Origin of the sequence: Siphonobacter sp. BAB-5405 (assembly GCF_002872335.1) — a bacterium.
GTDB lineage: Bacteria > Bacteroidota > Bacteroidia > Cytophagales > Spirosomataceae > Siphonobacter.
The window spans coordinates 15,709-38,714 of the sequence record NZ_NJAG01000002.1; the positions used below are offsets into that span (position 1 = coordinate 15,709).

Here is a 23,006-nt window from a genome sequence, read left to right on the forward strand (position 1 = left end):
AGGGAAAAAACTATAAGTCGCCGGGGAGCGAAATAGTTGCAAAATTACGGAATTAAATGCCCTTTCTACCGTCATCGTATATTTTTGCACCATGCAAACGGATCAATCTCCCTGGAAAACGGTTTCATCGACGGTCGTTTACGACAATCCCTGGATTCGTCTTCGTCACGAAGAAGTCATCACCCCCGCTGGTACGTCCGGCATTTACGGGGTCGCTCATTTCAAAAATAAGGCCATCGGTATCATTCCCATTGATAAGGAAGGCTATACCTGGCTGGTGGGCCAGTATCGGTATCCACTGGAAGAATATTCCTGGGAAATTCCCATGGGCGGTGGCAGTATCGACGTGGATCCGCTGATCTCGGCTCAACGCGAACTCAAGGAAGAAACGGGTCTCATCGCTATGGACTGGCAGATGATTGGTCGGATCCATACCTCTAATTCGGTTACCGACGAAGAAGGCTTTATTTTTGTAGCCCAGGACCTGGAGCAGGGAGAAACGGAATTTGACGAGACGGAAGTACTGCAAATCTGGCGACTACCCCTCAGCGAAGCCATCGAAATGGTAATGGATAACCGCATTACCGACTCGCTGAGCGTATACGGACTGTTGAAAGTCGCCCGGCTGAAAGGAATTTAAGTTAATATAAGGTTTGAAAGGGTTTGAGAAAAGTGGTAGGCAAGCCGTAGTAACTTTCTGACACGCGTATTCCCTGGCCTTGTTTAACGTTTGAAAAGGTTTCAGGTTTGAGTAAAGTAAAAGGTAGGTTGTAGTGACTGCTAAAGAACGTCTCCCTTCTCCGCTTCAACCTCAAACTTTTCAAACCTCAAACCTGAAAACCTTATCACCCAACCACACTACATCATTGCAATAATTTTACTAAATGAATTGGCAGTTCTGGGAAGCAATTTTCCTCGGTTTTTCGTCGGGCTTTGTGATGTGTATTACGTTAGGAGCCGTATTTTTTGCCCTCATTCGCAATAGCCTTGATTACGGTTGGACGAGCGGCTTACGCATTTCCCTGGGCGTAATCATCTGTGATTCGATCTTCATTTTCGTAGCTCTCACGGGTACCTCCTTCATTCCCAACTTCCCGTACTTTGATACCATTTTACGACTGGGAGGAGCTATTTTCCTGACGATCATGGGGATTAATACAATCCGTAAAGCCCGTGTGCAGGAAACGACTGCTCAACCCAAACGTAAGTTTTTCCGCTTTCTCAAGTACTTCAGTATCGGCTTTACCCTCAACGCCACCAATCCCGCGAATTTCATTATCTGGGTATCCGTATCGGCCTACGTCAAAGGCGTACTAAAATACGCCCTGGATTTACGGATTGCCTATTTTGCGGCCTGCTTGCTAGCGATTTTCCTGACGCAGGTTTCTATTGCCTTTTTTGCCCAACGCATCAAACGCTTTCTCAACGAGAACGTCATCATGTGGATCAACCGGGTAAGCGGATGCGTATTTGTCGGTACGGGCGTGTATCTGTTGTACCGACAGCTCGAAATTTGGATCATGGGTCACTAGATCCCTTGGCGGAAAGGTGAAGCGGTTTTGAATCAATATGAAAAAAAGATATTCGGAGGCAACGGTATTTCCCGTCATGCCTTATACAGCCAAGGGCGAACGTTTGTTACGCACGCTCACCCGGGTATACCGCCCCCTGCACTGGTTGCGGAAAGGAACGTGGCAAGTGCCTCTCAACGATTTCGAAGAAAATCCCAAGCTATCGCCTTACGTGGGAGCGGCGTATTTGGGCTACAAATACTACATTGCTCCACCAGTACAGGCCCAGGGGAATTTACAAGCCCATTTCCGCTCGCAACGGCTGGATTTTACACCTTCTCCAGCCTTCCAAAGCCAATCGAAACTGACCTTATCGGCGGGGGGCGATCTGATGCCGTACGAGCGAATCAATTCGCGGGCCACGCAGCATTTGTGGGACGAAGTAGGCGAGTGGTTTTTCAACGCCGATCTGGTAGTGGCTAATCTGGAGACGCCGATCGTGGAAGACAAGCCCGCCGCCGCCGTACCTGAGATCATGCTCAACGACATGCATTTCAACGGTTCCGACGAAATGTTTCGCATTTTTTCCGGGAACGGAAAATTTCGGGGCTATGACCTGCTATCCACGGCCAACAATCACAGTCTGGATCAGGGCGAATCGGGCGTACACGAAACCATAAAATTTCTACGCAAAAAAGGGGTTGCTTACGCAGGCACGGCAGCTTCGGCGAAAGAAGCCGATCAGCCTGTAATGCTGGAACGGAACGGCATTCGGATTGGCTTTCTGTCCTGGACATCGAATCTAAATAAATTCGAAACCGAGCCAGGAAGCGAATGGCTGGTTAATTACGACCGCCTCAACCGGGCCGGAGCGGATGTCTCCCGGATCAAAACTCAGGTGCAGACCGCTCGTGAGCACGGGGCGGATGTAGTCGTATTTCTCTTTCATACGGGCAATGCCTATCAGGCGTATCCTTCGGCTCATACCGTCGAGATTTACCACCGCGTATTCCGGGAGTGTGGCGTAGACATCATTCTAGGGAGTCACCCGCACAATCCGCAGCCGATGGAACGCGTGGAATTCAACGATCCGTTTACGGGCGAAGCCAAAGCCGGATTTGCGATTTACTCCCTGGCAGACTTCGTAGCCTACGACATTTTTGTCTGGGACCGACTGATACCGTTACTGAAACTGACCATCGAAAAAGGAACGGAAAACGGACAGCAGAAAACCTTACTGACGCAGGTACAGGTGCTACCCGTGTACAACTGGGGGGCCAAGCAATCGCAGACGGATGAAATGCGTTTTCTGGACTTAAAAAAAACAGTCCGCCTCGTGAAAGACGGACTGGCTCCTCAGTACCTGAGTGAAGTATGTCAGCGGGAATTAATGCATCTCAACTGGTTCTGCGATACTCATTTTCTCCCGGAAAAAGCGGATCATTTGCTGGCTTCTACGGGAGCGTCGTATCCCCGTTTGACCAGAAATTCTTCCCATTCCTGAATCATCATTTTGCGTAATACGCGGGGGAATTTGTGCTGACCGCCCATTTTCCCCTTCGATGCCATCCAGTCGTAAAACGCCTGAACGGGCAATACCGTAACCATGACGTCCTTCAGTGCGTGCGTACGCTCCACGGCGTAATCGTCGTTGAGGTCTTTCAGTTTTTGATCGATGAGGTTACGTAATCGCTGGGCATCCACTGGATCATCGGTGCCTACGTACCAATGGTGAGCAAACAGCGAATCGTGCGGAACGCCCGCTACGGTAAATTCGGGTACCGAAATGCGTAATTCCTGGCAGGCCAGTTCCAGAGCCCGGTTCATGTTATCTACCGAAAGGTGCTCCCCGCAAAGGCTCAGGTAATGCTTGGTACGACCCGTAATGGTGATTTCGTAGCGTTTTTTATCCGTGAAACGAACGGTATCCCCAATCAGGTAACGCCAGGCTCCTGAGCAGGTCGAAATGAGTAGGGCATACTCTACGCCTTCCTCCACGTCATCAATCATCAGGGTTTTGGCATTGGGCTTTACTTCGCCTTCACCGTTGAAATTTTCATCCGTAAACGGAATGAATTCAAAGAAAATCCCCTGATTCAAGGCCAGTTGCATCCCCTTGGCATTAGGTCTGGACTGATAGGCCATAAAACCTTCCGAGGCCAGATAGGTCTCGATGTAGGTAATGGGTTTTCCCAGCAGCTTCTCAAAGCCCACCCGGTACGGCTCGAAGGAAACGCCACCCCAGCCGAACACTTCGAGATTGGGCCAGATTTCGTGGATGTGCTTAAGCTTATAGTGCTTGATGATGCGTTCGAGCAACAACTGAATCCAGGCGGGCACGCCCACGACGTAACCAATGTCCCAGTCTTTGGCTTGCTTGGTAATTTCGTCGAGCTTCTGTTCCCAGTCGCGAATCCGGGCGATTTCCTTCCCCGGTTTGTAAAAACGTTCGAACCAGAAGGGAATTTGCGAAGCGTTGATTCCACTCAGATCGCCTTCGAAGTAACGACCGCTGAATTTCAGATCGGTACTACCGCCCAGCATCAGGTATCCTTTTTCGAACAGCTCGTTGGACAGGTCCTTGAACTCGGAAAGAGCGATGATTTGCCGGATACTGGTGCGTTGCATGGCTTTCACCATGTCTTTGGTCACCGGAATGTACTTGGAGGCAGCTTCGGAAGTACCAGAGCTAAGGGCAAAAAACTTCACGCGACCCGGCCAGGAGACGTTCTTTTCGCCTTCCTTGGTGCGGTGCCACCATTCCTCGTACATTTTGTTGTAGTCGTGAATGGGCACGTGCTGTCGGTACTGTTCGTAAAACTGATTGTCTTTGCGGAAAAGAGCCGAAGAAAGAATATCTTCGAAGTGATACTTCTCCCCGAAAGCGGTATAGCGGGCTTTGTTAAGTAACTTGATAAAGGCTTTACGCTGTGATTTCGATCCATTGACTCGGCGTCGGCGTATGACAGTGCCTGTCAACCCAATACCTCTTTTCAATAGACTTCCGAGTACGGCCATAACTTAAATGGATATATTTCAAAAACACTACGGATAATTCAAAAATACACGTTCAATGGGGGAAAAAGGAGAGAATCTTTCCATGAGGAAAAAAAGACGTTAAAACTCCCAGGTTTTCAAGGCTTCCAGCGTCGAGTAAGCAGTCAGATCGCACTTACAAGGTACAACAGAAACGTAATTATTCAATAAGGCCCATTCATCCGTATCCGTACCTTCGTCGAAATTTACAAAATCACCGTCCAGCCAGTAATACGGACGTCCGTAGGGATCTTCGCGTTCCTGAAAACTTTCCAGATAGCGGGCATCGGCCTGACGACATACGCGAATGCCTTTCAGCGGCTCCTCCGACTTTGCCGGGAAGTTTACATTGAGTGCTACGTGTTTGGGCAAACCCTTCTCCAGTACCTGACGGGCAATGGCCTGAATGGCTTCGACCGTATGCGAAAAATCGGCTTCGGGGTGGTAATCAGCCAGTGAAAAGCCAATGGCCGGAATACCTTCGATGGCAGCTTCCATTGCCGCCGACATCGTACCCGAATACAGAATGCTGATGGCGGTATTGCTACCGTGATTGATGCCACTAACGACCAGATCAGGCTTACGATCTTTCAAAATAAGGTGTTTACCCATCTTCACGCAGTCGGCAGGCGTGCCAGTCGTTTCGTAGGCCACAATGGCGTCTTTGAAGAAGCGAGCCTTCCGGATACGAACGGGATTATTGATCGTAATGGCGTGGCCTTGTCCGGATTGTGGACGGTCGGGAGCAATGACGATCACTTCTCCCAGTTCCTGCATCGCCTGAGCTAATATACTGATGCCTTTGGCGGTAATATCATCGTCGTTGGTGACGAGAATAATGGGTTTCTTTTCGGACATAATCTATTCGTAAACTCGCAAAGCTGCCTTTGCAATTTTTAACTTAGTGGCTGGATTGCCTTAAACTTTATTTCGCTATGCTGCACATTCGTACTGCTCAATCGTCCGATGTTTCCACCATTCAATCCATTGCCTATGCTGCCTGGCGTCCTACGTACGGAGCTATTCTTTCCGAGGAACAGTCGAAGTTTATGCTGGACTGGATGTACAGTACAGAAACCCTGACGAAGAGCTTTACAGACCAAACCGTTTTTCTATTGGCGTATGATGACCAGGAAACGGCGGTCGGTTTCGCTGCCTTCGAACTCAAAGAAAACCAACTCGTCAAGCTGCACAAAATTTATTTTCTACCGGATCAGCAGGGGCGGGGATACGGACGGCAGCTTTTGGAGGAGGTGTTCCGGCAAGCTCTGCAACGCGGCGGGCATTTTCTGGAATTGAACGTCAACCGGAGTAACTCAGCCCGTCAGTTTTACGAAAGACTAGGCTTCGAGGTCACGCGTGAAGAAGACAACTACATCGGCAGAGGCTACTGGATGAACGATTATGTGTTGAGAAAGGAGTTGGTCTAGTTTACTGTTGTCAGTTTTCGGTTTACAGTTTTCAGTGATCTTCGAATTTACACCCATGAATAGATCTGAAATATTTCGATCAACTGCTTTACTGAAAACTGTAAACCGAAAACTGTAAACTATTTACTCTTTTCTGAAGCTTCCCTGAGCACTCTTGAAACCCATGACCGGCGTATAATCTTCGAATTTTTTCGGATAATAGCCCTGGCCGTTGTACGGACGTTTGCGGGGGTGCGTCCGGCAGGTGTCTGAGCAGGCCCCGTCCATGTCCCAGCCGCATTGCTCGCAAATGGGCAAGTGCTCGTTACACTCGGGGTTCGCACAGTTAACCATTCGACTCGTCGTCGTACCGCACACATGGCAGGTCGAAATGATCTCTGGGTTGACGTGATTGACCGGGGCCGTTACTCGGCCATCGAATACGTAGCATTCGCCGTCGAAATTCTCACCGCCTTCTTCCAGTCCGTACCGGATAATACCGCCGTGCAACTGGTACACGTTTTCAAAACCCTGGTGGAGCAGATACGCCGAGGCTTTTTCGCATTTGATACCGCCCGTGCAATAGGTAATGATTTTCTTGCCGGAGCCCTTCAGGTGTTCGATCTCAGTTACATGATCGGGTAATTCGCGGAGGTTCTCCATATCAAACGTGATGGCTCCCTTGAATTTCCCTACGTTATGTTCATAATTCGAACGCATGTCGACCAGTACCACGTCCGGATCGTTCATGAGCTGACGAAACTCGTTCGGCTCCAGGTGAACGCCCGTTTGTTTGAGAGGATCAACGGGTAAGTCGGAATTGACAATTTCTTCTTTGACCCGTACGTGCAGCTTGTGGAAGGCGTGCTGCTCGTGTTCTTCAATCTTGAACTGGATCGCCGCAAAACGCGGGTCGGCGTGCAGCCAGTCCATGTACCGCTGGCAATCTTCAGCCAGTCCGGATACCGTACCGTTTAATCCTTCCGGTGCCACAATGACCCGGCCCAGCAGATTGTTTTCCAGACAAAAACGGTGGTGTTCTTCCCGATACGCCAGGCAATCTTCGATGGGCGTATAGAGGTAATACAATAAAATGCGATATGCTTTCATAAAATAAGTAGAAGCCACCTGTAAAGTGGATCATTCGGGTGCAAAGGTAAGCTTTTTTGGCTGTAAAAGCAGGTTTTAAGGACGTAGGTACGGGATTAGAAAAGTTTAAGAACCTGCGTTAATGACATTTTCATCGGTAATTTCTCACCGAACGACGAACTTGCCTAGCCACAAGGCCGTTGCGTTGTATCTTTGTTGCCCCAAAATTTAGTGATCCGTATTCTTAACTTTTTTCCCTCATGCATATTGCCGTTACCGGTAACATTGGAGCCGGGAAAACCACCCTGGCCCGCATGCTGGCCGAGCACTTTGGCTGGGAGGTTTTCTACGAAGCCGTTGAAAATAATCCGTACCTCGCTGACTTTTACGAGGATATGGAACGCTGGGCCTTTCACTTGCAGATTTACTTCCTGCGAAGTCGATTTGATCAGGCCCGACAGATCATGCATTCGACCAAACGTATCATTCAGGATCGTACGATTTACGAAGACGCTCACATTTTCGCCAAAAATCTGTATCGGTCCGGCTACATGAGTGCGGTCGATTACGAGACGTACTTCTCCCTCTTTCAAACGATGATGGACGTGGTGAAACCACCGGATCTAATGATCTACCTGAAAGCGGATTTACCCAAGCTGCTGCATCAGATTCAGAAACGGGGTCGAGAGTATGAATTGAATATGAGTGTGGAATACCTGACCGATCTGAATGCTCATTACGAAGAATTTATTGCCAGTTATACCGACGGAAAACTACTGGTTCTGGACGTGAATCACCTGGATTACGTCAATCGCCCGGAAGATTTTGAATTCATAATCAAAGAAGTAGACCGAGCTTTGTTGTACGGTTAACCAGTAAGCCTGATTCGATGCGGATCAGGCTTACTTTTTTATAGATCGTACGGAAAGGTACATCACGGTTAAAATCCCTGCGTATTCCACTTAAACCTATAAAGCTATGGACGAGAACCTTGCCAATATCGACGAGCTATCCCGCATCAATGAGCAGATTCTGCGTCAACCCGCAGCACCCGCCCAGGAAAGTAAACCCACTGGAACCCTGGCGACATTGCTGCATAACATTGACCTGTACAATCTTACGAAAAGCGAAAAAGTAGAGGCCGCCTTTCGGGCTGCCATACCCGCTCTGGTGAAGATGGGCCTGTTTTCACTGTTTCCGCCGGAAGAGTGGATGCAGGGGAATAATCCGGGCAGAAAATTTGTCGGACAGGCTGCTTTAGAGTATTTACAGGAACAGTAAACCCCTACTTCGGAATCCAGGCTGAAGAACACGTTTTTGATCGTACCCTTCAGCCTGGGTATAGCTTTTGTAGTCTTACTGAACTAAACAAAAACGTACGGCATGATTGTTAAACCAACTTCTTCGGGATGGGAGATTATTCATCAGCAGGCTCACGGTATGCTGGCATTGCAGCTAGCTTTACAGTGGCCCGTTAAGAAACGGCCCATGCACTGGATCAAGACCATTGTGGCTCTTACCGAACATGATGATGGACAGGAACCCTGGGAAGGCAAAAACCACTTGAATGAAGCGGGAGCACCGCTGAATTTTCAAATGATGGAATATTCCGTTGAGCAGTGCCGTAACGTTATTCAGATTGGTCTGGAAAAAAGCCGCTGGAATGCCCTGATGGTCTCCATGCATACGTCCTATCTGTACGAACCCAAGCGGGGAGTCAGTAAGGAACTGAACGACTTTCTGGACGAACAGAAACGGAATCAGAAGGACTGGTGTGCTCATTACCAGATTACCCGCGAGGAGGCCGAATACGCGTACAGCTTTATCCAGTGGTGCGATGCCTTATCGTTGATCCTTTGCCAGGACCAGATTCCAGCGGGTGAACGTCGCCTGGAAATCAGTCCCGGCCCCGATGGCACCAGTTACTACATCTTTCAACGCAGTAATGGAACGGTTGGTGTGGAGCCCTGGCCGTTCAGGCAGAAAGCATTCACTGTAGAAGTAGAAAGCTATGACGTGGATCAGATGATCTTCAAAGACGATAAAGAATTGTTTAATGCCATGCAGCAGGCACTCATTACCGAAGAAAAATGGGTATTTAAAGCCAAATAGAACGTCTTACAGCATGGCCAGGAATTCTTCTTCATTCAGGATAACCAGCGGAAAACCACGGCTAAGGAGTTCTTCCGCTTTTTTCATTTTGGAAGACATCAGCTCTTCACCAACCAATTGAGCGTTCTGTTTGCCTACTACCATGTAGTGCGTAGTGTAGGAAAGATTTTTAGCTGCAATACCGCCACACTGCCAGACCAGCTGTTGAGCCTCCGTACGTCCCAGTCCGGTAAGATCACCGGTAAACACGACTGACTTTCCGTAAAACGGGTGCGTAACATTAATCTCCGCATGCAGATTCGGAATGAGCGGTGTTTGTTGACGGGTACGGGGCCGAGGTTTCAGCGTGGCGTAAGTTCCGTCGAAGTTTCGCTTGCTGACCTTCGTACGATAAATCAGGTCATCCACATCTTCGGCTTCGTGTAAATCAGCCATTCGCAAAGCCAGCTGGGCACAGACCCGGGCATCATCATCGGCCCGGTGATGCGTAAACGTCAGCTGATTGTAATAAGCCAGATAACCCAACGAATGTTTAGGTTCATTGGGCCAAGTCGCACGAGCCATATCTACCGTACAGGCGTATTGCAGGGACTGAATAGACAAGTGATAGTGTTCAAACAAGCCGCGTAGGAGATTTAAATCATACGCCGCATTATGGGCAAGTATCGTTTTACCTTCCAGAAACGGAAGCACCGCTGGCCAAAGCTCGTCGAACGCCGGAGCGAGGGTAAGCGATTCAAGCGGAATTTTATGGACACGTTGCTGATAATAGCCCATCTCGAACGGATGGGGCTTGATGTACCAATGCTTTATATCGGTAATAACGCCTTTTTCTACCACGGCAATGCCCAACGAACAGGCACTGGATTTGGCATTGTTAGCATTTTCAAAGTCTATAGCAATAAAATCAAGCATAGGGGGTAACAAGGAATGGGCTGATCATCTGTAATATACGTACCACAAACACGAATAAGTTAACAGCCAGCATACAGATAACACTAACGTTTATTCTTAAATAAAATTCGGCCATAGGCCGTTCTTTTCACCGGTTACAATAAACCTCATCAGCAAGGCCAATGAGGTTATACTAATCCTTTTTCAAATAATTCGCAAATTTACGAATTAAATGAGAGAACTCCTCTGAACATCGGATAGTAAATAGATATGATAAGGCTATCAATGCGATAACCTATAGAAAAAAGCTATGAATTGGCTAGTGAAATGGACCTCGCAATAAACCCCTTTCGGAAACCAAAAGGGGTTTGGGTAATACAAGTGTTTACAAGTAAATCAATTAAGACTATACGTCAAATATGACCAATTTAATGTTAACAATAGTTTATTATCACTTTATTTTTTGCAGCTTACTAGTTTTTACTACCAAATGTTAATGGGTTGAGTATGGTCCTTAAAGGACTACTCTTCGCATTAAACATCTAATTATAGGAAGCCTACTATTCCGTTAATCAAACGTAATGATAAATCCGGATCAGCCCGTGATAATTTTAATCAAAGCAAAGGCTAAACAAGTAAGAACTTTGCAAGCTAAGGTTAGGAATAAGCAGGAAGTCTATGCGTGATGCCGAACAGACCTTTTTCAGATTATTCCTTTCCGTGTCAATTTACGAGAAAAGGCCATACCATTCCATAGAAAAAATACAAAATTCCTGTAATTAAGTCCGGTTTTTCTATAAAACTAAGATTAACAAACGGCAATAGGTCTGGGATGGTTCCGGGTAGACTAGTTCTCTGCACGTAGATTCAGGGCTGACTCACAAGTTATTAAGTACGCATAGAGGTGAGCCACTGATGCTAAAAGAAAGAACGGAGCAGATTGCGGGGGAGTCATGAACTGTTTTCACGCCAGCCTGAAGGTGATAAACGGCTACGATGGTCTAAGCATTCCGGATTTGGGTATAATAAATCCCAGCCAGATGCCAGCTGAGATTTATCCTTCGCCAAAATAAAACGCAGCGTCTATACCGACCCGCGATCATCATTATTCGCTCACAAAGGTGGCCCAATGAATTTCCACAAAAAATGATTTTTCGCATCGGAAAACGACAAAGTTGAACGTACAACGCACATAAGCCCTGAACCAAATAAATCTCAGCCAGATGCTGGCTGAGATTTACAGTCAAACCATGAAAACGACCGAAGGAACCACCCGTCCAAACGCCTCTTTCGATAGCTCTAAATTGGCGATTGCATACCTGTAGATCAATGACTTTTCGCATAGGAATTTGTTAAAACGTAGGCATGTATGCAGGGTTAATTTCTTACGGCGACGACCATGCGGGTTTTACAGCAATGGACCCATTTCTGAATGCAGGGGACTCTCCACCCTACCCAAGCAGGAAGGTACAGCTAATCAGATGGGGTAACAGAAAAGCGATAGGAATGGAAAAGGTTGATTACTCAGGCATTGATTAACTAACAAGCAACCAACCTTCTCGAAATCGGGGGCTGACCATTGGGCAGCCTAGTAGCACTCAACCTCTGAAAAGACGGGCGTGTCGTCACCCTTCAGAACGGCATGGCCGATATGGGGAGAAAACAAGTACAGGTTGTACGTATTGACCTCCATGATTTCGTCCGAACTTAAAAGGTAATAGCGAGTGAAGACGGCCTGTTTTCCCTCCATGGGTTCAGGGACACGTAAATAATAAAGTCCCTGCTCCTGAAGTAGTTCGTAATAGACGATATCATCACCCCACTGGTAGGGTTTTGATCGAATCCCATAACGGCTGGGGGTACTCAGTGGCGGATCGGAAAGCTGGGCAAAGATGGTTTTTTGAAGTTGGCGGTTTGATTGGAAACTAGTGGCTGTGTAGACCATAAATACAAAGGTTTAAGGTTCAATCACTACTACTTTTCAATGCCTTACGTAAACATACCCAGGGGTATTCATCTATACAACTAGTACCCGAGGAAATAGCGTCAGAAAAACACATTTCTTAAAAATAGAACCGTAGAGCGTGGCAGAAGGACGGGAATGCTGAAGATGAAACCCGATGGCTTTAGCCGAATGGATGGAATATACAATCGAGCGATGCTGGAGGAAAGCCTTTCGCATCGCTCGGTGAAAAGATGATCCTTTCAAGGCACCTTTTTCAGTGATGGGACCACAACTTTCCTAGGCTCCGAATCTGGAGTAGCCTCTAAATACTTGGGGAACGAACTACTTCCCTTGCGAGGTGCGGCGAGCCTGTACCAGAATGGTGACATCTATAGCCGTAACCATCACGCCGTATATTTTTTTCTTCTCGTTAACCAATGGTGTATACGTGTAACTGAACCAGTATTCTTGTAAACAGCCTTCTTTCAGAATCGCTATTCTTCCTTCCGGATCATGGTAAATGTGGCCCTGTTCAAGAACGTTTAGGGCCAGGCCAATCATCGGTTGACTTTCAAATTCAGGAATGGCTTCCAGGAGGTCTTTGCCCAGGATGCTTTCGTCTCTTCCAATGATGTCAAGCATGGCTTTGTTCGCCGCCTGGACATTCATTTCACGGCCAATGAGGACGGCTGTAGGAGCGGGCGAACTTTCAATCATACTACGCCAGTGGCGTTCACTCGCCTCTAACTGCTGGCGGGCCAGTACCAGCGAGGTAATGTCCTGCATAATGCCCGAAAAACGGTAAGCTTTTCCATGCTCATCAAAGAAGGCCTGCCCTTTGGAGTGCACCCAGCGTAACTTATAGTCTTCGCCGCCAATGGTTCTAAACTCTATGTCGTAATCTCCCAGGGATTTCGGATTCAACGCCCAGGTAACGGCCTGATCTACCCGGCTCTGATCGGCGGGATGGACGTACTCAAGGGAAGTCTCGTAGGCAACTTCCACTTCTTTAACAAACCCATGTAGTTCCCGGCATCGCTCATCCCACCAGACTTGCCTGCGTTCCAGATCTAAATCCCAGGTTCCTACCTGAGCGGCCTGTAGGGCAAAGGAAAGCCGCTCCAAGTCGGAAAAACGACTTTTGTTAAGCGGAAGCGAAAACTGACGTTTCATGCTAGATACTCTATGATTAACCTGGATTGAATAACCTTGAGCAGAAATAGGGTAGTGCTACGGATCTGTGCCTACAAAAGAAAAGGCACCTCCATAAGGGCTAGTAAGTTAATGATAAAGTAACAATAGATAATATACGGTAAGAATATATAAGTTTAAAGTTTGCTATAACCGATAAAGTTCTAAGCTGTGAAGTAGAAATATTCTGATTTCTTCTCAGGAAAGGAGCGTAAATGTACTACGTGTACCAATCAATGCTTTCAATCAGTTTTCTGGTTTTTCGAGAGTGGAGTAGGTATTTGTAGCTTTTTTATATGTGATCATTGAGAAAAAGCACGGGTGCCCCACAAACCAGAAGAAGTAACGAGGATCCATCGTTTCGCTAATTTCCCTTAGGAGTATCGGCTATGATGGTAATTAGGCGGGTAGGAGATTGTCGCAAAAAGCTAAGTAAAGTATCACAGCCCCATCAGAACAAGAAAAAACCCGTTCAGATTGCTCCAGAACGGGTTTTTGACTGTGACGTTGGGGAGACTCGAACTCCCATGCCGGAACCGGCACTACCCCCTCAAAGTAGCGTGTCTACCAATTCCACCACAACGCCCCTTGATGAATGTGGTGCAAAAGTATATTTTTTTGAAAGCAAAAGCAAGTCTGGAATGTTATTTTTGCATCGGCATAGGGCCGATTTAGTGCCTACGTGCTGATAATCAAATCCTCTTATCGAAAAAATAAATGGCATTAGAAATTGAAGGTGTGCTGCAACAAGTGCTGCCGGAAGTGACGGGTACCAGCAAGAGCGGTAATTCCTGGGTAAAACAGGATTTTGTAATCGAAACGGATGAACAGTATCCGAAGAAAGTGAACTTTTCTCTCTGGGGAGATAAAGTAGCTGAATTCAAACAATACACTCCTGGCGATAAAATCAAGGTTTCCTTTAACCTTGAATCGCGGGAATATAACGGTCGCTGGTACACGGAAGCCCGAGCCTGGCGAGTGGATGCGGTCGATACCAACGCCTTTATCGGCGGAAGTGAGCCGACACACATGCCGTCTTCGCCCACCTTGCCTCCGGCCGACACACGATACGGACGATCTTCCTTTCTAGAAGACGCATCATACAAAGGGTGGTTAGCCGTAGCTGACCACCCTTTGTTACTTTTGATTGTAGAGGCTACCCGATGAGCTCGAGTAATCGCTCAACGGCCTGCTTCGTATTGGCCCGAATGCCTAAAATGTCGGTTTCCATCATGTAACAGGGAGCCGTTACAATTTTTAAGGCAGGGTCTACCCAGACTTCTTCAATACTAGCCGATTGGGCTACAGCTCCCACGCTTTCGATACCTGCCGAAAAGCCAGCAATATCGTAGGGCGATGCTTGTTCAGTTGTACCGAGCGTAAGCTGAGCGTGATATTCGCTGCCTTCTAAGGCTTTTGCAACTACTACTGGACTCACGCAAAGCGAAGCAATGGGAACCTGTTTGCGAACCGCCGCCAAGATAACGTCTTTGATTTGGGGTAGTACCTGACCAGCGGGTCCGTCGAAGGCCCAGGTTGACAGATTCTTAGCCGCTCCAAAGCCGCCCGGAATTAGTAGACCATCAACTGCGTCGAGGTTCAGTTCCATGAGATTTTTGATTTCACCCCGGGCAATGCGAGCGGATTCCACCAGCACATTCCGTTTTTCGGGCATTTCTTCTCCCGTCGTATGATTGATCACGTGGTATTGATCGACATCGGGGGCATAGCACTCGTATACCGCTCCGGCTTCCCGAATTGCCAGGAGCGAAAGCGTCGCTTCGTGAATTTCGGAACCATCAAAAACACCGTTGCCGTGCAGAATAACACCAATTTTTTTCATTTGCTTTCGTTCGGTTTGTACCGCAAATTAATTCAGCTTGCTCCAGCCCGGTAAGATCATTGGGTTATTTTTACCAGGAGGCTACGAAAGCTCCCCGCGTACGAACGTCATAACAAGCAATATTTCGATCAGCACAGAACGTTCGCCAGCGTTCGGCCACGTTTCGACTGTTGGTAACATCCAGTACAATTTGCCGGACAGGAAATTCATTCAGCCAGTCCGGCGGGTAGCGGAGGGCATTGTTGGTGATGAGTACAAGGTCAATCGGTTGCTGACTACGTAAAATTGTACGGCGGGGAAGGGGATTCCGAATCCAGAGTACGCGTTTACCCTGCCAGCAGAGGGCTTGTCCAAAAGGGGTGAGAGTTCGAACGAGGGTATGGTGCGTTTGGTGAATACCCCGAGCCGTCCAGAATTGCTCCAAATGAAGCTCCTGCATACGGCGGTCCGTATACAGCAGGGAATCGGCCAGCAAGTGTAACGCACGTCCGTGAATAAAGCTGACCGCCGTATGTTTCTTCAGGTGATGGACCACCAGCCAGTACTGTTTCCGCTGCTGCTGGTACGCGTACAGTTTAGTCATAGCAAAGCTGAACGCCAGGGCCATACAAGGCCATAGATAGATTTTTCTTCGGGTTGCAAACAGTACTACGAACAGAACAAGAATGCCGTAGAGCAGCAGTAACTGAACGTCCGAAAGCATCAGGCGATTCCATCGGGCACCGGGCCAGTTTTCCGTATAAAAGACGAGCTGATTAAGTAACCCAAAGGAGAGTTTGACGCAGTATAACAGAAAGTCGTTCAGCAAAGGCACGCCGTACAGCAACAGATATAACATGCCGACAATCAAGCCCAGACTCGATAGGCCTAAAACCAGTGGATTGACGAGTAGAAAATACGTTGGGAATTGGTGAAAGTAATACACCGCCAGTGGGTAAGTAACCACCTGGGCGGCTACCGCTCCGCAGGATAAACTCCAGAGTTCAGCCCAGAGCGGATTGGCTGGTTGCCAGAGCCAGTGAAGCCTGGGATACAGGTACAGAATCCCCGCTACTGACAGATAAGACAGTTGAAAGCCCATCTGAAACAAAGCGTAGGGATTAAACACGAGAATCACCAAGGCCGAGAAAGTCAGCGTATTGAATGAATTCCGTGAAAGCCGAAAGGTATCGCCAATGACAAATACACTGAGCATGATCGCCGAACGGAGTACCGGAGCGGACAGCCCCGTGAGTAAGGCGTAGCCCCATAAAAAGGTAAAAACAATCCCAACGAACACCCACTTCTTGTACGACGAACCTTTGCGTAAGGGTTGCAGAAACCAGCTCAGTACTAGAAACAAAATGCCGACATGCATACCCGATACGGAAAGCGTATGCACCGCCCCCGCAGCCGAATACGCTCGCAGCAAATCACTGTCGAGTTCGTCGCGTACCCCCAGAAGCATGGCCGAAGCAACGGCTAGTTCGTTTCGGGAGGTCAGGTGTTGGGCTAGTAGGGCCGTCGCGGATCATTAACCTGAAGGGCCAGTTGTACCAAACGGGAAGGTGGACGTTTGCTCAATCGTACAAACTCGCCGACGTGGAGGTACTGCTGGTAGGCGATACCCTGGTATTTCAAATACTGTTGGTAGTTAAATTCATTTGGATTGTGCGGCGGCTCCACGCGTTCGGGGGCTTTCCGTACCAGAAGCTCATCGCCGTAAGCGGGCTTATGTGGAACGTTGCGGTCTATAAAGAGTAATACGTTGCCACGAGCGGGCATCCAGCGGGAATGAATGCGTACCTGTTCTACCTGAGCCGTGACCCGAAACGTATTGCTTTTCGTTTCCACCGCCGAACTCAGCACCGCCCGGTAACCTTCAACGGGTCCCGGAAGATGAACAAGATAGTCAGGACGCGTACTATCGTCCGCCTGTGCCGTAAAGAGCCAACCTACTATCCCGACCGTTACTAAACCAGCCGGTCCACTCAGCCAGGATAGCTGTTTTCCCAGAAAATGGAAATAGAGGTAAAGGCTTAGGGTGACGAAGCCGGTAAGGACTAGAGCTATGAAAGGCAGTGAAGTCTGCGTATAAAGAATGATTCCAGCCGTAAAGGCCAGCGTATACCGAATAAGCGGGTACGAATTCCAGAACATGGGTCAACAAAGAGGTAGGCCCAAAGATGGAATTCGTACCCACACGGTACAAAGGAAAGGCGAGTATTTGAGGTAACGGTTACTGCACCACAAGACGCGTACTAAGGGTCTCAGCCCCAGCGGTAAAACGCAAAACATACACAGCAGGAGCCAAATGCACCCCCGAAATCGAAAACAAACTGCTGGGCTGGCTGCTTTGACGGGCGGAGTATACTACATGGCCCTGTAGATCCAAGAGCGAATACTCAATGAGTTGAATGCCCTTGAAGGTCGCTTCAAAGGTGATGGTCTGGCTTCGGATGGGATGGTTGTATACCTTCAGTACCAGCTTTTCGGTTTCTTCCAGTAAATTCGTAGTAGCTACCAGTTGCCGACGACGCGGACTCAGTTCCAGTACTGCCCGTACCCGACTTTTCTGATCCTGCGTAAAGGTATTCATGCAGGCGTCGGGGGAGTAGTCGAGAAAATTCTCGATCATGTTTCGGGTGCTCTGACCGCTTACGCAGGTTGAATACCGATCATTACAGAACCGCGTGTTGTTCGCCGACTCGGTGGGCGGCGTGTCATCGCAGTAATCCGTCCCGCAGTACTCATCTCCCCAGGTATGAATCAAACCCAGCCAGTGACCGACTTCGTGCGTAAGCGTACGGCCATAACTGTAGGTCTCATCAGCCAGATTCCCCGTATCCCCAAAATACTGGTGAGCGATGAACACGCCGTCGGTTTGCGGGAAATCTTCATAGTAAGCGTTTAAGCCTTCCACGGACGTAGAAGCCGGAAACTGCCCGTAACCAAGATAGTTACGAATATCCGGCAAGACCCAAATGTTCAAATAGCGATTGGAAGGCCAGTAGCTAAGGGCACTGACGGTTTCAAGGTCGGACTGAATGTTATAAACGGCCTGATTCCGGTAGCGACGAACGATTCCGTTGGTAGGATTTCCATTTGGATCGCGGTTGGCCAGGTAAAACTCAATTTCCATATCCGCTCCCACGGGATTGGTATTATAGCCCCGCGTACCTTCCTGCCGACGGTAATCTTCGTTAAGCACCCGAATCTGTGATTCAATCTGGGCTACTGAAATATTGGCATTGCCCGTTCCACCGATTCGGTTTGAATCCGCCGTATTATGAATGATGTGAACGACCACCGGAATCCGGATGATTCGGTCCGCCGTACGGCCACCCCGGTTTTTTCGTTGCTCAACAAAGGCCTGAATGGAATCCTCAAAAGCCTGTCGCCGTACGGCCGCGGCCTTGATTTTCTGTACGTGTTGCTGGTAAACGGGGGAAAACGCACAGTCCCGTACGCGTTGGGCCCAGGTGGCGGAGACACTGAGCAGGCAAAGTAAAAAGCCGCATAAGAGCGGCTTTTTACAGAAATAGTACGATTGTTTATTTTCTGGACTCATGCGTAGCTTCCGACTTTTCGTAGGCTTCAATGATCAGACGAACCAGCTTGTGACGAACCACATCCCGGCCATCGAGTTGAATAAAACCAATACCAGGTACGCCATCCAAAATGCCCAGGGCTTCACTAAGTCCTGATTTCATTTTAGTCGGAAGATCCACCTGCGTCCGGTCACCCGTAATAATGGTCTTTGACGTGGGACCCATCCGCGTCAGGAACATCTTCAACTGCATCGTCGTCGTATTCTGGGCCTCATCCAACAGAATAAAAGCGTTGTTGAGGGTACGACCCCGCATGTAGGCCAGTGGAGCAATTTCAATGGTCCGGTTCTCGATGTACAGTTTCAGCTTTTCAGCCGGAATCATATCATCCAGAGCATCGTAGATCGGTCGCAGGTACGGATCAATTTTCTCTTTCAGGTCACCCGGCAGAAAGCCCAGATTTTCACCAGCTTCTACGGCGGGGCGAGTGATAATGATTTTACGTACTTCCTTGTTTTTCAGAGCTTTTACGGCAATGGCGACGGCCGTATACGTTTTACCCGTACCCGCCGGACCTACCGCAAACACAATGTCGTGTTTAGCGGCTGCTTCGACCATCGCCAGCTGGTTGGCCGTTTTCATCCGAATGACGACGCCTTTGTTTCCGTAGAGAAATACGTCATCGTCCGTAGGAGGAGCAGTAGCTACTGGCTCATCCTCGGTCTGATTGAGGTAGGATTTTACGTTGTCGGAGGTAATCTTACCGTAGCGTAGGTAATGCTGCTGGAGTGACTCCAGAATTTCCGTAATACGATTAATTTCTGACGAAGTACCGCGAATGGTAATTTCATTACCCCGCGAAATAATTTTACTCATCGGGAAAGCTGCCGAGAGCTCCCGGATATTCGTATTCTCGACGCCTAAAAAATCAACTAAGGAAACTTCGTCGAGTGTGATGGTTTTTTCGATCAAACTATAAAGAGGTTTTGTGAATCGTTTCTTTGCCCAAAGTAATCTTTTTTTCTAACGATTTGCGGGCTCGTTTGTTATTTTTTTTAAACCCGTAAACCCAACCTTTCGTTCAATTTTCAGTATCAGGAAGTTATAGATTTTGGATAAAAAAATGCAGGACGATCCTGTAAATTAGACCCTCTTTTTGCGTAACATTGTAAGTATGGACGATAAACGAAAAAACATAACTGCAAGAAAACCAACGACTTCAGTAGGAGGGCTTGCCAACGGTAATCGTTGGCTGGATACGGGCTTAGGAAAGATACCCCCGCAATCCGTTGATTTGGAAGAAGCCGTATTAGGGGCGGTTATGCTGGAAAGGGATGCTCTGACCAACGTCGTGGACATCCTGAAGCCGGAAAGTTTTTATCGCGAAGCCCACCAGAAGATTTTTTCGGCGGTACTCACGCTCTTTAATAATTCCGAACCCGTTGACTTGCTAACGGTAACGCAACGCCTGCGAAATGACGGTACGCTCGAATTTTCGGGAGGATCGGCCTATCTGGCGGAGCTCACCAGTCGGATCAGTTCGGCGGCGAACGTGGAAGCCTACGCTCGCAAAATTGCCGAGAATTCCATCAAGCGGGATTTGATTACTTCGTCCAATGAAGTACTCAAGCTGGCTTACGAGGATACCACCGACGTATTTAATCTGCTTGATAAAGCCGAGCAGGACTTGTTCCGTATTTCTGAATCGAACATTCGGAAGAATTTCTCGGACATGAATGCGGTCGTAAAGCAGGCTCTGGAAGAACTCGAAGCCAAGAAACACCTGCAGGATGGACTAACGGGCGTAGCGTCCGGCTTTACGGCTCTGGACCGCGTAACGGGCGGTTGGCAGAAATCCGAATTAATTATTATCGCGGCTCGTCCGGCCATGGGTAAAACGGCCTTTATTCTGTCTGCCTGCCGGAATGCTGCGGTTGACTGGAATCAGGCCGTGGCTATTTTCTCGCTGGAGATGTCTTCCGTACAGCTGGTGAATCGTCTGATTTCAGCGGAGGCAGAGATCGAAAGTGAAAAAATCAAGAAAGGCAGTCTGGCCAACCACGAGTGGGCTCAGTTGCACGCCCGGATTGGTAAACTTAACTCGGCTCCGATTTTTATTGACGATACGCCCGCTCTGTCCATTCTGGAATTGCGGGCCAAGTGCCGCCGTCTGAAACAACAACACGACATTCAGCTAGTGGTCATCGATTACCTGCAATTGATGCAGGGGGATAGTAGCAAAGGTGGCGGAAACCGTGAACAGGAAATTGCCTCGATTTCGCGGGCTCTGAAGAACCTGGCCAAAGAACTGAACGTACCCGTAATTGCCCTGTCGCAGTTGAGCCGGGCGGTAGAAACGCGGGGCGGAGAAAAGAAACCCCAGCTTTCGGATTTACGGGAATCGGGTTCCATTGAGCAGGATGCCGATATGGTTATGTTCCTCTACCGACCCGAATACTACGGGATCACGCAGGATGAGAACGGTCAGGCAACCACTGGCGTAGGGGAAGTAATCATTGGTAAAAACCGTTCGGGTTCGACGGAAACGGTACAACTCCGATTTATTAACAAGTTTACCAAGTTTGCGGATCTGGGTGGAGGTGACTTCTCGATGATTGAAGCTCCGCGTTTCAACACCGTAGAAACCAGCGATTCGATTGGTTCCTTTGAAAGTCAGGCACCAGCGAAAACGTTTGGTAGTAAGGTCAATCAGCAGACGCAGACCCCCCCCCCGGGTGAGTTTGGTAGTTTCAGTACGAATATGGGTGACGTTCCCTTTTAAGTATTAGTTTTTTATAAAAAAGTGCCAGTTAGTAGTAAAACTACCGACGGGCACTTTTTTTATGAGTAATGATTAGGTATTAGTTGTTAATACTTAATCGATAAATAAAAATACAGCAAAATGGGTTAGGGGGTTTAGTAAACTTCTGTAATTTTTTAATTACATTTAGTGCCAGGATTTGCTTTCGCAGCTCAATATTTGGTAGCCCCACCTTATGGATCGTACGATCGGAAAAAACTTTATTTATAATTTTTTGCTCTCCGCGAGCCAGTTGTTATTGCCCTTAATCACCTTTCCGTACGCTTCTCGCGTGTTACTTCCGGAAGGTATGGGGTCGATTAGTTTTGTCGAAAACCTGACGCAATACTTCATGCTATTCAGTGCTTTAGGTATTCCTATCTATGGCGTGCGAGAAATTGCCAAAGTCAGGCAGGATAAGGAAAAAATGAGTAAGCTCTTTTCGGAACTGCTCACAATCCATTTTCTGGTTTCGATGCTAATGGCTCTGTGTTACTGGCTGCTAGCCATCAACATTGCCAAGCTGCACATGGATCTGACGCTGTGTAAAATTGGAATTGGCTTTGTCATCAGTAACGTATTTACCATCGAGTGGCTATTTACTGGTAATGAGAATTTTAAACTGATCGTTTTCCGGTCTTTAGCTATACGGGTCTTTTGTATTGCCTTATTATTTCTGTTTGTCAAAAGTCCGGATGACAAATCCATTTACTACGGAATTAACTTATTCAGTCTGGTATTTACGGCAATTATCAATATGTACTTCGCCAGACGGTACGTAAACTTCCGATGGAAAAATCTTCTGCTGGTTCCTCATATCAAGCAATTACTGATTCTCTTATCCATTACGATCATTACCAGCCTGTACGTGCTGATGGATACCGTATTATTAGGATTTTTTTCGACGCGTATACAAGTTGCTTTTTACGCGGCTTCCCTAAAAATCAGCAAGTTATTTTTAATCATTATTGGTTCTTTAGTGGGGGTGCTGTTGCCGCGTTTATCCAGCCTGCTGCATGACGATAAACGGGAAGAGGCGACCCTCTTATTAAATAAAGCCCTTCGTTTTTCGCTCTTAATCAGCGTCCCACTAGCCCTGGGAATCATCTGCCTGTCGAAAGAACTGGTGATGTTGATTTCAGGAAAAGACTTTGCGGAAGCAGCGTTATCGCTGAAGATTCTGGCGAGTGTAGTCATCATTATCAGCCTGGCCCAGATCTATTATCAAATTCTAATTCCGCTCAATAAGGAGAAATACATCATGTTTGCTTCGCTGGCTGGCGTAGCGGTCTGTGTAATCTTTAATTTAATTCTGATTCCTATCTACCAGCACATTGGGAGTGCCATTAGTACGGTACTGACGGAAAGTATCGTAACGCTTTTGTTGTTCATCTTTTCACAGCGATTGATTAAACTAACGTTTCCCTGGAAACTGTTACTGCAAAATATGCTGGTTGGGTTTCTGTTCTTCGGAATTCGTAATCTTACCTATCTGTACACCGAAGATACACTAACCGTATTGATCGTTACGGTCAGTGGTAGTGTAGTGGTGTACATGCTGCTCCAGTGGTTCTTTATCAAAGACCACGATATTCGGGAACTAGTGCAGATTGCTTCTCGCAAATACGGAAAAGTAAATGTATGAT

At 47.8% G+C, this 23,006-nt stretch carries 21 protein-coding genes and 1 tRNA gene; 10 read left to right on the forward strand and 12 right to left on the reverse strand.

The genetic code is table 11. The features are described 5' to 3' along the window. Positions 1–91: 91 nt before the first annotated feature. The 3 genes from BWI97_RS01135 to BWI97_RS01145 all read left to right on the forward strand — a co-directional run bounded on the left by BWI97_RS01135 (position 92) and on the right by BWI97_RS01145 (position 3,015). A complete protein-coding gene (locus BWI97_RS01135; RefSeq protein ID WP_102199740.1) occupies positions 92–640 on the forward strand; it encodes an NUDIX hydrolase in 549 nt (182 codons plus the stop codon). Between the two features lie 244 nt (positions 641–884). Beyond that, positions 885–1,532 carry a LysE family translocator gene (locus tag BWI97_RS01140; protein ID WP_102199741.1) on the forward strand — a complete coding sequence of 216 codons (648 nt, stop codon included), beginning with the start codon at positions 885–887 and terminating at the stop codon, positions 1,530–1,532. A gap of 37 nt (positions 1,533–1,569) precedes the next feature. Continuing rightward, positions 1,570–3,015, forward strand: coding sequence for a CapA family protein (locus tag BWI97_RS01145; RefSeq protein WP_102199742.1), 1,446 nt, complete (start codon positions 1,570–1,572; stop codon positions 3,013–3,015). On the opposite strand, the gene BWI97_RS01150 is transcribed toward BWI97_RS01145, so the two are convergent. Both BWI97_RS01150 and surE read right to left on the reverse strand, forming a co-directional pair. Then, complete coding sequence (locus BWI97_RS01150; RefSeq protein ID WP_102199743.1) at positions 2,952–4,529, reverse strand: GH3 auxin-responsive promoter family protein; 1,578 nt, start codon at positions 4,527–4,529, stop codon at positions 2,952–2,954. The genes BWI97_RS01145 and BWI97_RS01150 overlap by 64 nt on opposite strands. A gap of 99 nt (positions 4,530–4,628) precedes the next feature. Next, complete coding sequence (gene surE / locus BWI97_RS01155) at positions 4,629–5,405, reverse strand: 5'/3'-nucleotidase SurE (RefSeq protein ID WP_102199744.1); 777 nt, start codon at positions 5,403–5,405, stop codon at positions 4,629–4,631. A gap of 77 nt (positions 5,406–5,482) precedes the next feature. Here surE and BWI97_RS01160 point away from each other — a divergent pair, with 77 nt between their 5' ends. After that, a complete protein-coding gene (locus BWI97_RS01160) occupies positions 5,483–5,977 on the forward strand; it encodes a GNAT family N-acetyltransferase (protein ID WP_102199745.1) in 495 nt (164 codons plus the stop codon). Between the two features lie 123 nt (positions 5,978–6,100). Here the strand turns inward: BWI97_RS01160 and BWI97_RS01165 are convergent, their stop codons facing one another. Further along, the gene (locus BWI97_RS01165; protein WP_102199746.1) at positions 6,101–7,066 is read right to left on the reverse strand and encodes a rhodanese-related sulfurtransferase; all 966 of its coding nucleotides are present in this window, start codon (positions 7,064–7,066) and stop codon (positions 6,101–6,103) included. 239 nt (positions 7,067–7,305) lie between these two features. Between BWI97_RS01165 and BWI97_RS01170 the strand changes: the two genes are divergently transcribed. From BWI97_RS01170 to BWI97_RS01180, 3 genes are all read left to right on the forward strand, one after another. Then, positions 7,306–7,917 (forward strand): deoxynucleoside kinase, encoded by a 612-nt coding sequence (locus BWI97_RS01170; RefSeq protein ID WP_094809003.1) that lies wholly within the window; start codon positions 7,306–7,308, stop codon positions 7,915–7,917. A 106-nt stretch (positions 7,918–8,023) separates the two neighbouring features. After that, entirely contained in the window at positions 8,024–8,326 is a 303-nt protein-coding gene (locus tag BWI97_RS01175; RefSeq protein WP_094809002.1) for a hypothetical protein, read from the forward strand. 102 nt (positions 8,327–8,428) lie between these two features. Continuing rightward, entirely contained in the window at positions 8,429–9,157 is a 729-nt protein-coding gene (locus BWI97_RS01180; protein WP_094809001.1) for a DUF3891 family protein, read from the forward strand. Positions 9,158–9,163: 6 nt separating this feature from the next. Here BWI97_RS01180 and BWI97_RS01185 read toward each other — a convergent pair whose 3' ends face one another. The 4 genes from BWI97_RS01185 to BWI97_RS01200 all read right to left on the reverse strand — a co-directional run bounded on the left by BWI97_RS01185 (position 9,164) and on the right by BWI97_RS01200 (position 13,773). After that, complete coding sequence (locus BWI97_RS01185; RefSeq protein WP_094809000.1) at positions 9,164–10,072, reverse strand: exonuclease domain-containing protein; 909 nt, start codon at positions 10,070–10,072, stop codon at positions 9,164–9,166. A 1,567-nt stretch (positions 10,073–11,639) separates the two neighbouring features. Next, on the reverse strand, positions 11,640–11,996 hold the full coding sequence (locus BWI97_RS01190; protein ID WP_102199747.1) for a hypothetical protein: 357 nt from the start codon (positions 11,994–11,996) through the stop codon (positions 11,640–11,642). Between the two features lie 342 nt (positions 11,997–12,338). Then, positions 12,339–13,169, reverse strand: coding sequence for a PAS domain-containing protein (locus tag BWI97_RS01195; RefSeq protein WP_102199748.1), 831 nt, complete (start codon positions 13,167–13,169; stop codon positions 12,339–12,341). Between the two features lie 520 nt (positions 13,170–13,689). Then, positions 13,690–13,773, reverse strand: a tRNA-Leu gene (locus BWI97_RS01200). A gap of 131 nt (positions 13,774–13,904) precedes the next feature. Between BWI97_RS01200 and BWI97_RS01205 the strand changes: the two genes are divergently transcribed. After that, complete coding sequence (locus BWI97_RS01205; RefSeq protein ID WP_102199749.1) at positions 13,905–14,354, forward strand: DUF3127 domain-containing protein; 450 nt, start codon at positions 13,905–13,907, stop codon at positions 14,352–14,354. Here BWI97_RS01205 and elbB read toward each other — a convergent pair. The 5 genes from elbB to BWI97_RS01230 all read right to left on the reverse strand — a co-directional run bounded on the left by elbB (position 14,344) and on the right by BWI97_RS01230 (position 19,532). Then, positions 14,344–15,030, reverse strand: coding sequence for an isoprenoid biosynthesis glyoxalase ElbB (gene elbB / locus BWI97_RS01210; protein WP_094808996.1), 687 nt, complete (start codon positions 15,028–15,030; stop codon positions 14,344–14,346). The two genes, BWI97_RS01205 and elbB, sit on opposite strands and share 11 nt — an antisense overlap. 70 nt (positions 15,031–15,100) lie before the next feature. Further along, positions 15,101–16,477, reverse strand: a complete 1,377-nt coding sequence (locus BWI97_RS01215) for a ComEC/Rec2 family competence protein (RefSeq protein WP_102199750.1) — start codon at positions 16,475–16,477, stop codon at positions 15,101–15,103. Between the two features lie 44 nt (positions 16,478–16,521). Next, positions 16,522–17,169, reverse strand: coding sequence for a ComEC/Rec2 family competence protein (locus BWI97_RS01220; protein WP_102199751.1), 648 nt, complete (start codon positions 17,167–17,169; stop codon positions 16,522–16,524). A gap of 79 nt (positions 17,170–17,248) precedes the next feature. After that, on the reverse strand, positions 17,249–18,580 hold the full coding sequence (locus tag BWI97_RS01225; RefSeq protein ID WP_094808994.1) for a zinc metalloprotease: 1,332 nt from the start codon (positions 18,578–18,580) through the stop codon (positions 17,249–17,251). Further along, positions 18,564–19,532, reverse strand: a complete 969-nt coding sequence (locus BWI97_RS01230) for a PhoH family protein (RefSeq protein WP_094808993.1) — start codon at positions 19,530–19,532, stop codon at positions 18,564–18,566. Before BWI97_RS01230 ends, BWI97_RS01225 begins: the two co-directional genes overlap by 17 nt. A gap of 202 nt (positions 19,533–19,734) precedes the next feature. Here BWI97_RS01230 and dnaB point away from each other — a divergent pair, with 202 nt between their 5' ends. Together dnaB and BWI97_RS01240 are read left to right on the forward strand one after the other, a co-directional pair. After that, complete coding sequence (dnaB, locus tag BWI97_RS01235; protein WP_102199752.1) at positions 19,735–21,342, forward strand: replicative DNA helicase; 1,608 nt, start codon at positions 19,735–19,737, stop codon at positions 21,340–21,342. 214 nt (positions 21,343–21,556) lie between these two features. Further along, positions 21,557–23,005 (forward strand): flippase, encoded by a 1,449-nt coding sequence (locus BWI97_RS01240; RefSeq protein ID WP_102199753.1) that lies wholly within the window; start codon positions 21,557–21,559, stop codon positions 23,003–23,005. Position 23,006: the final 1 nt, after the last annotated feature.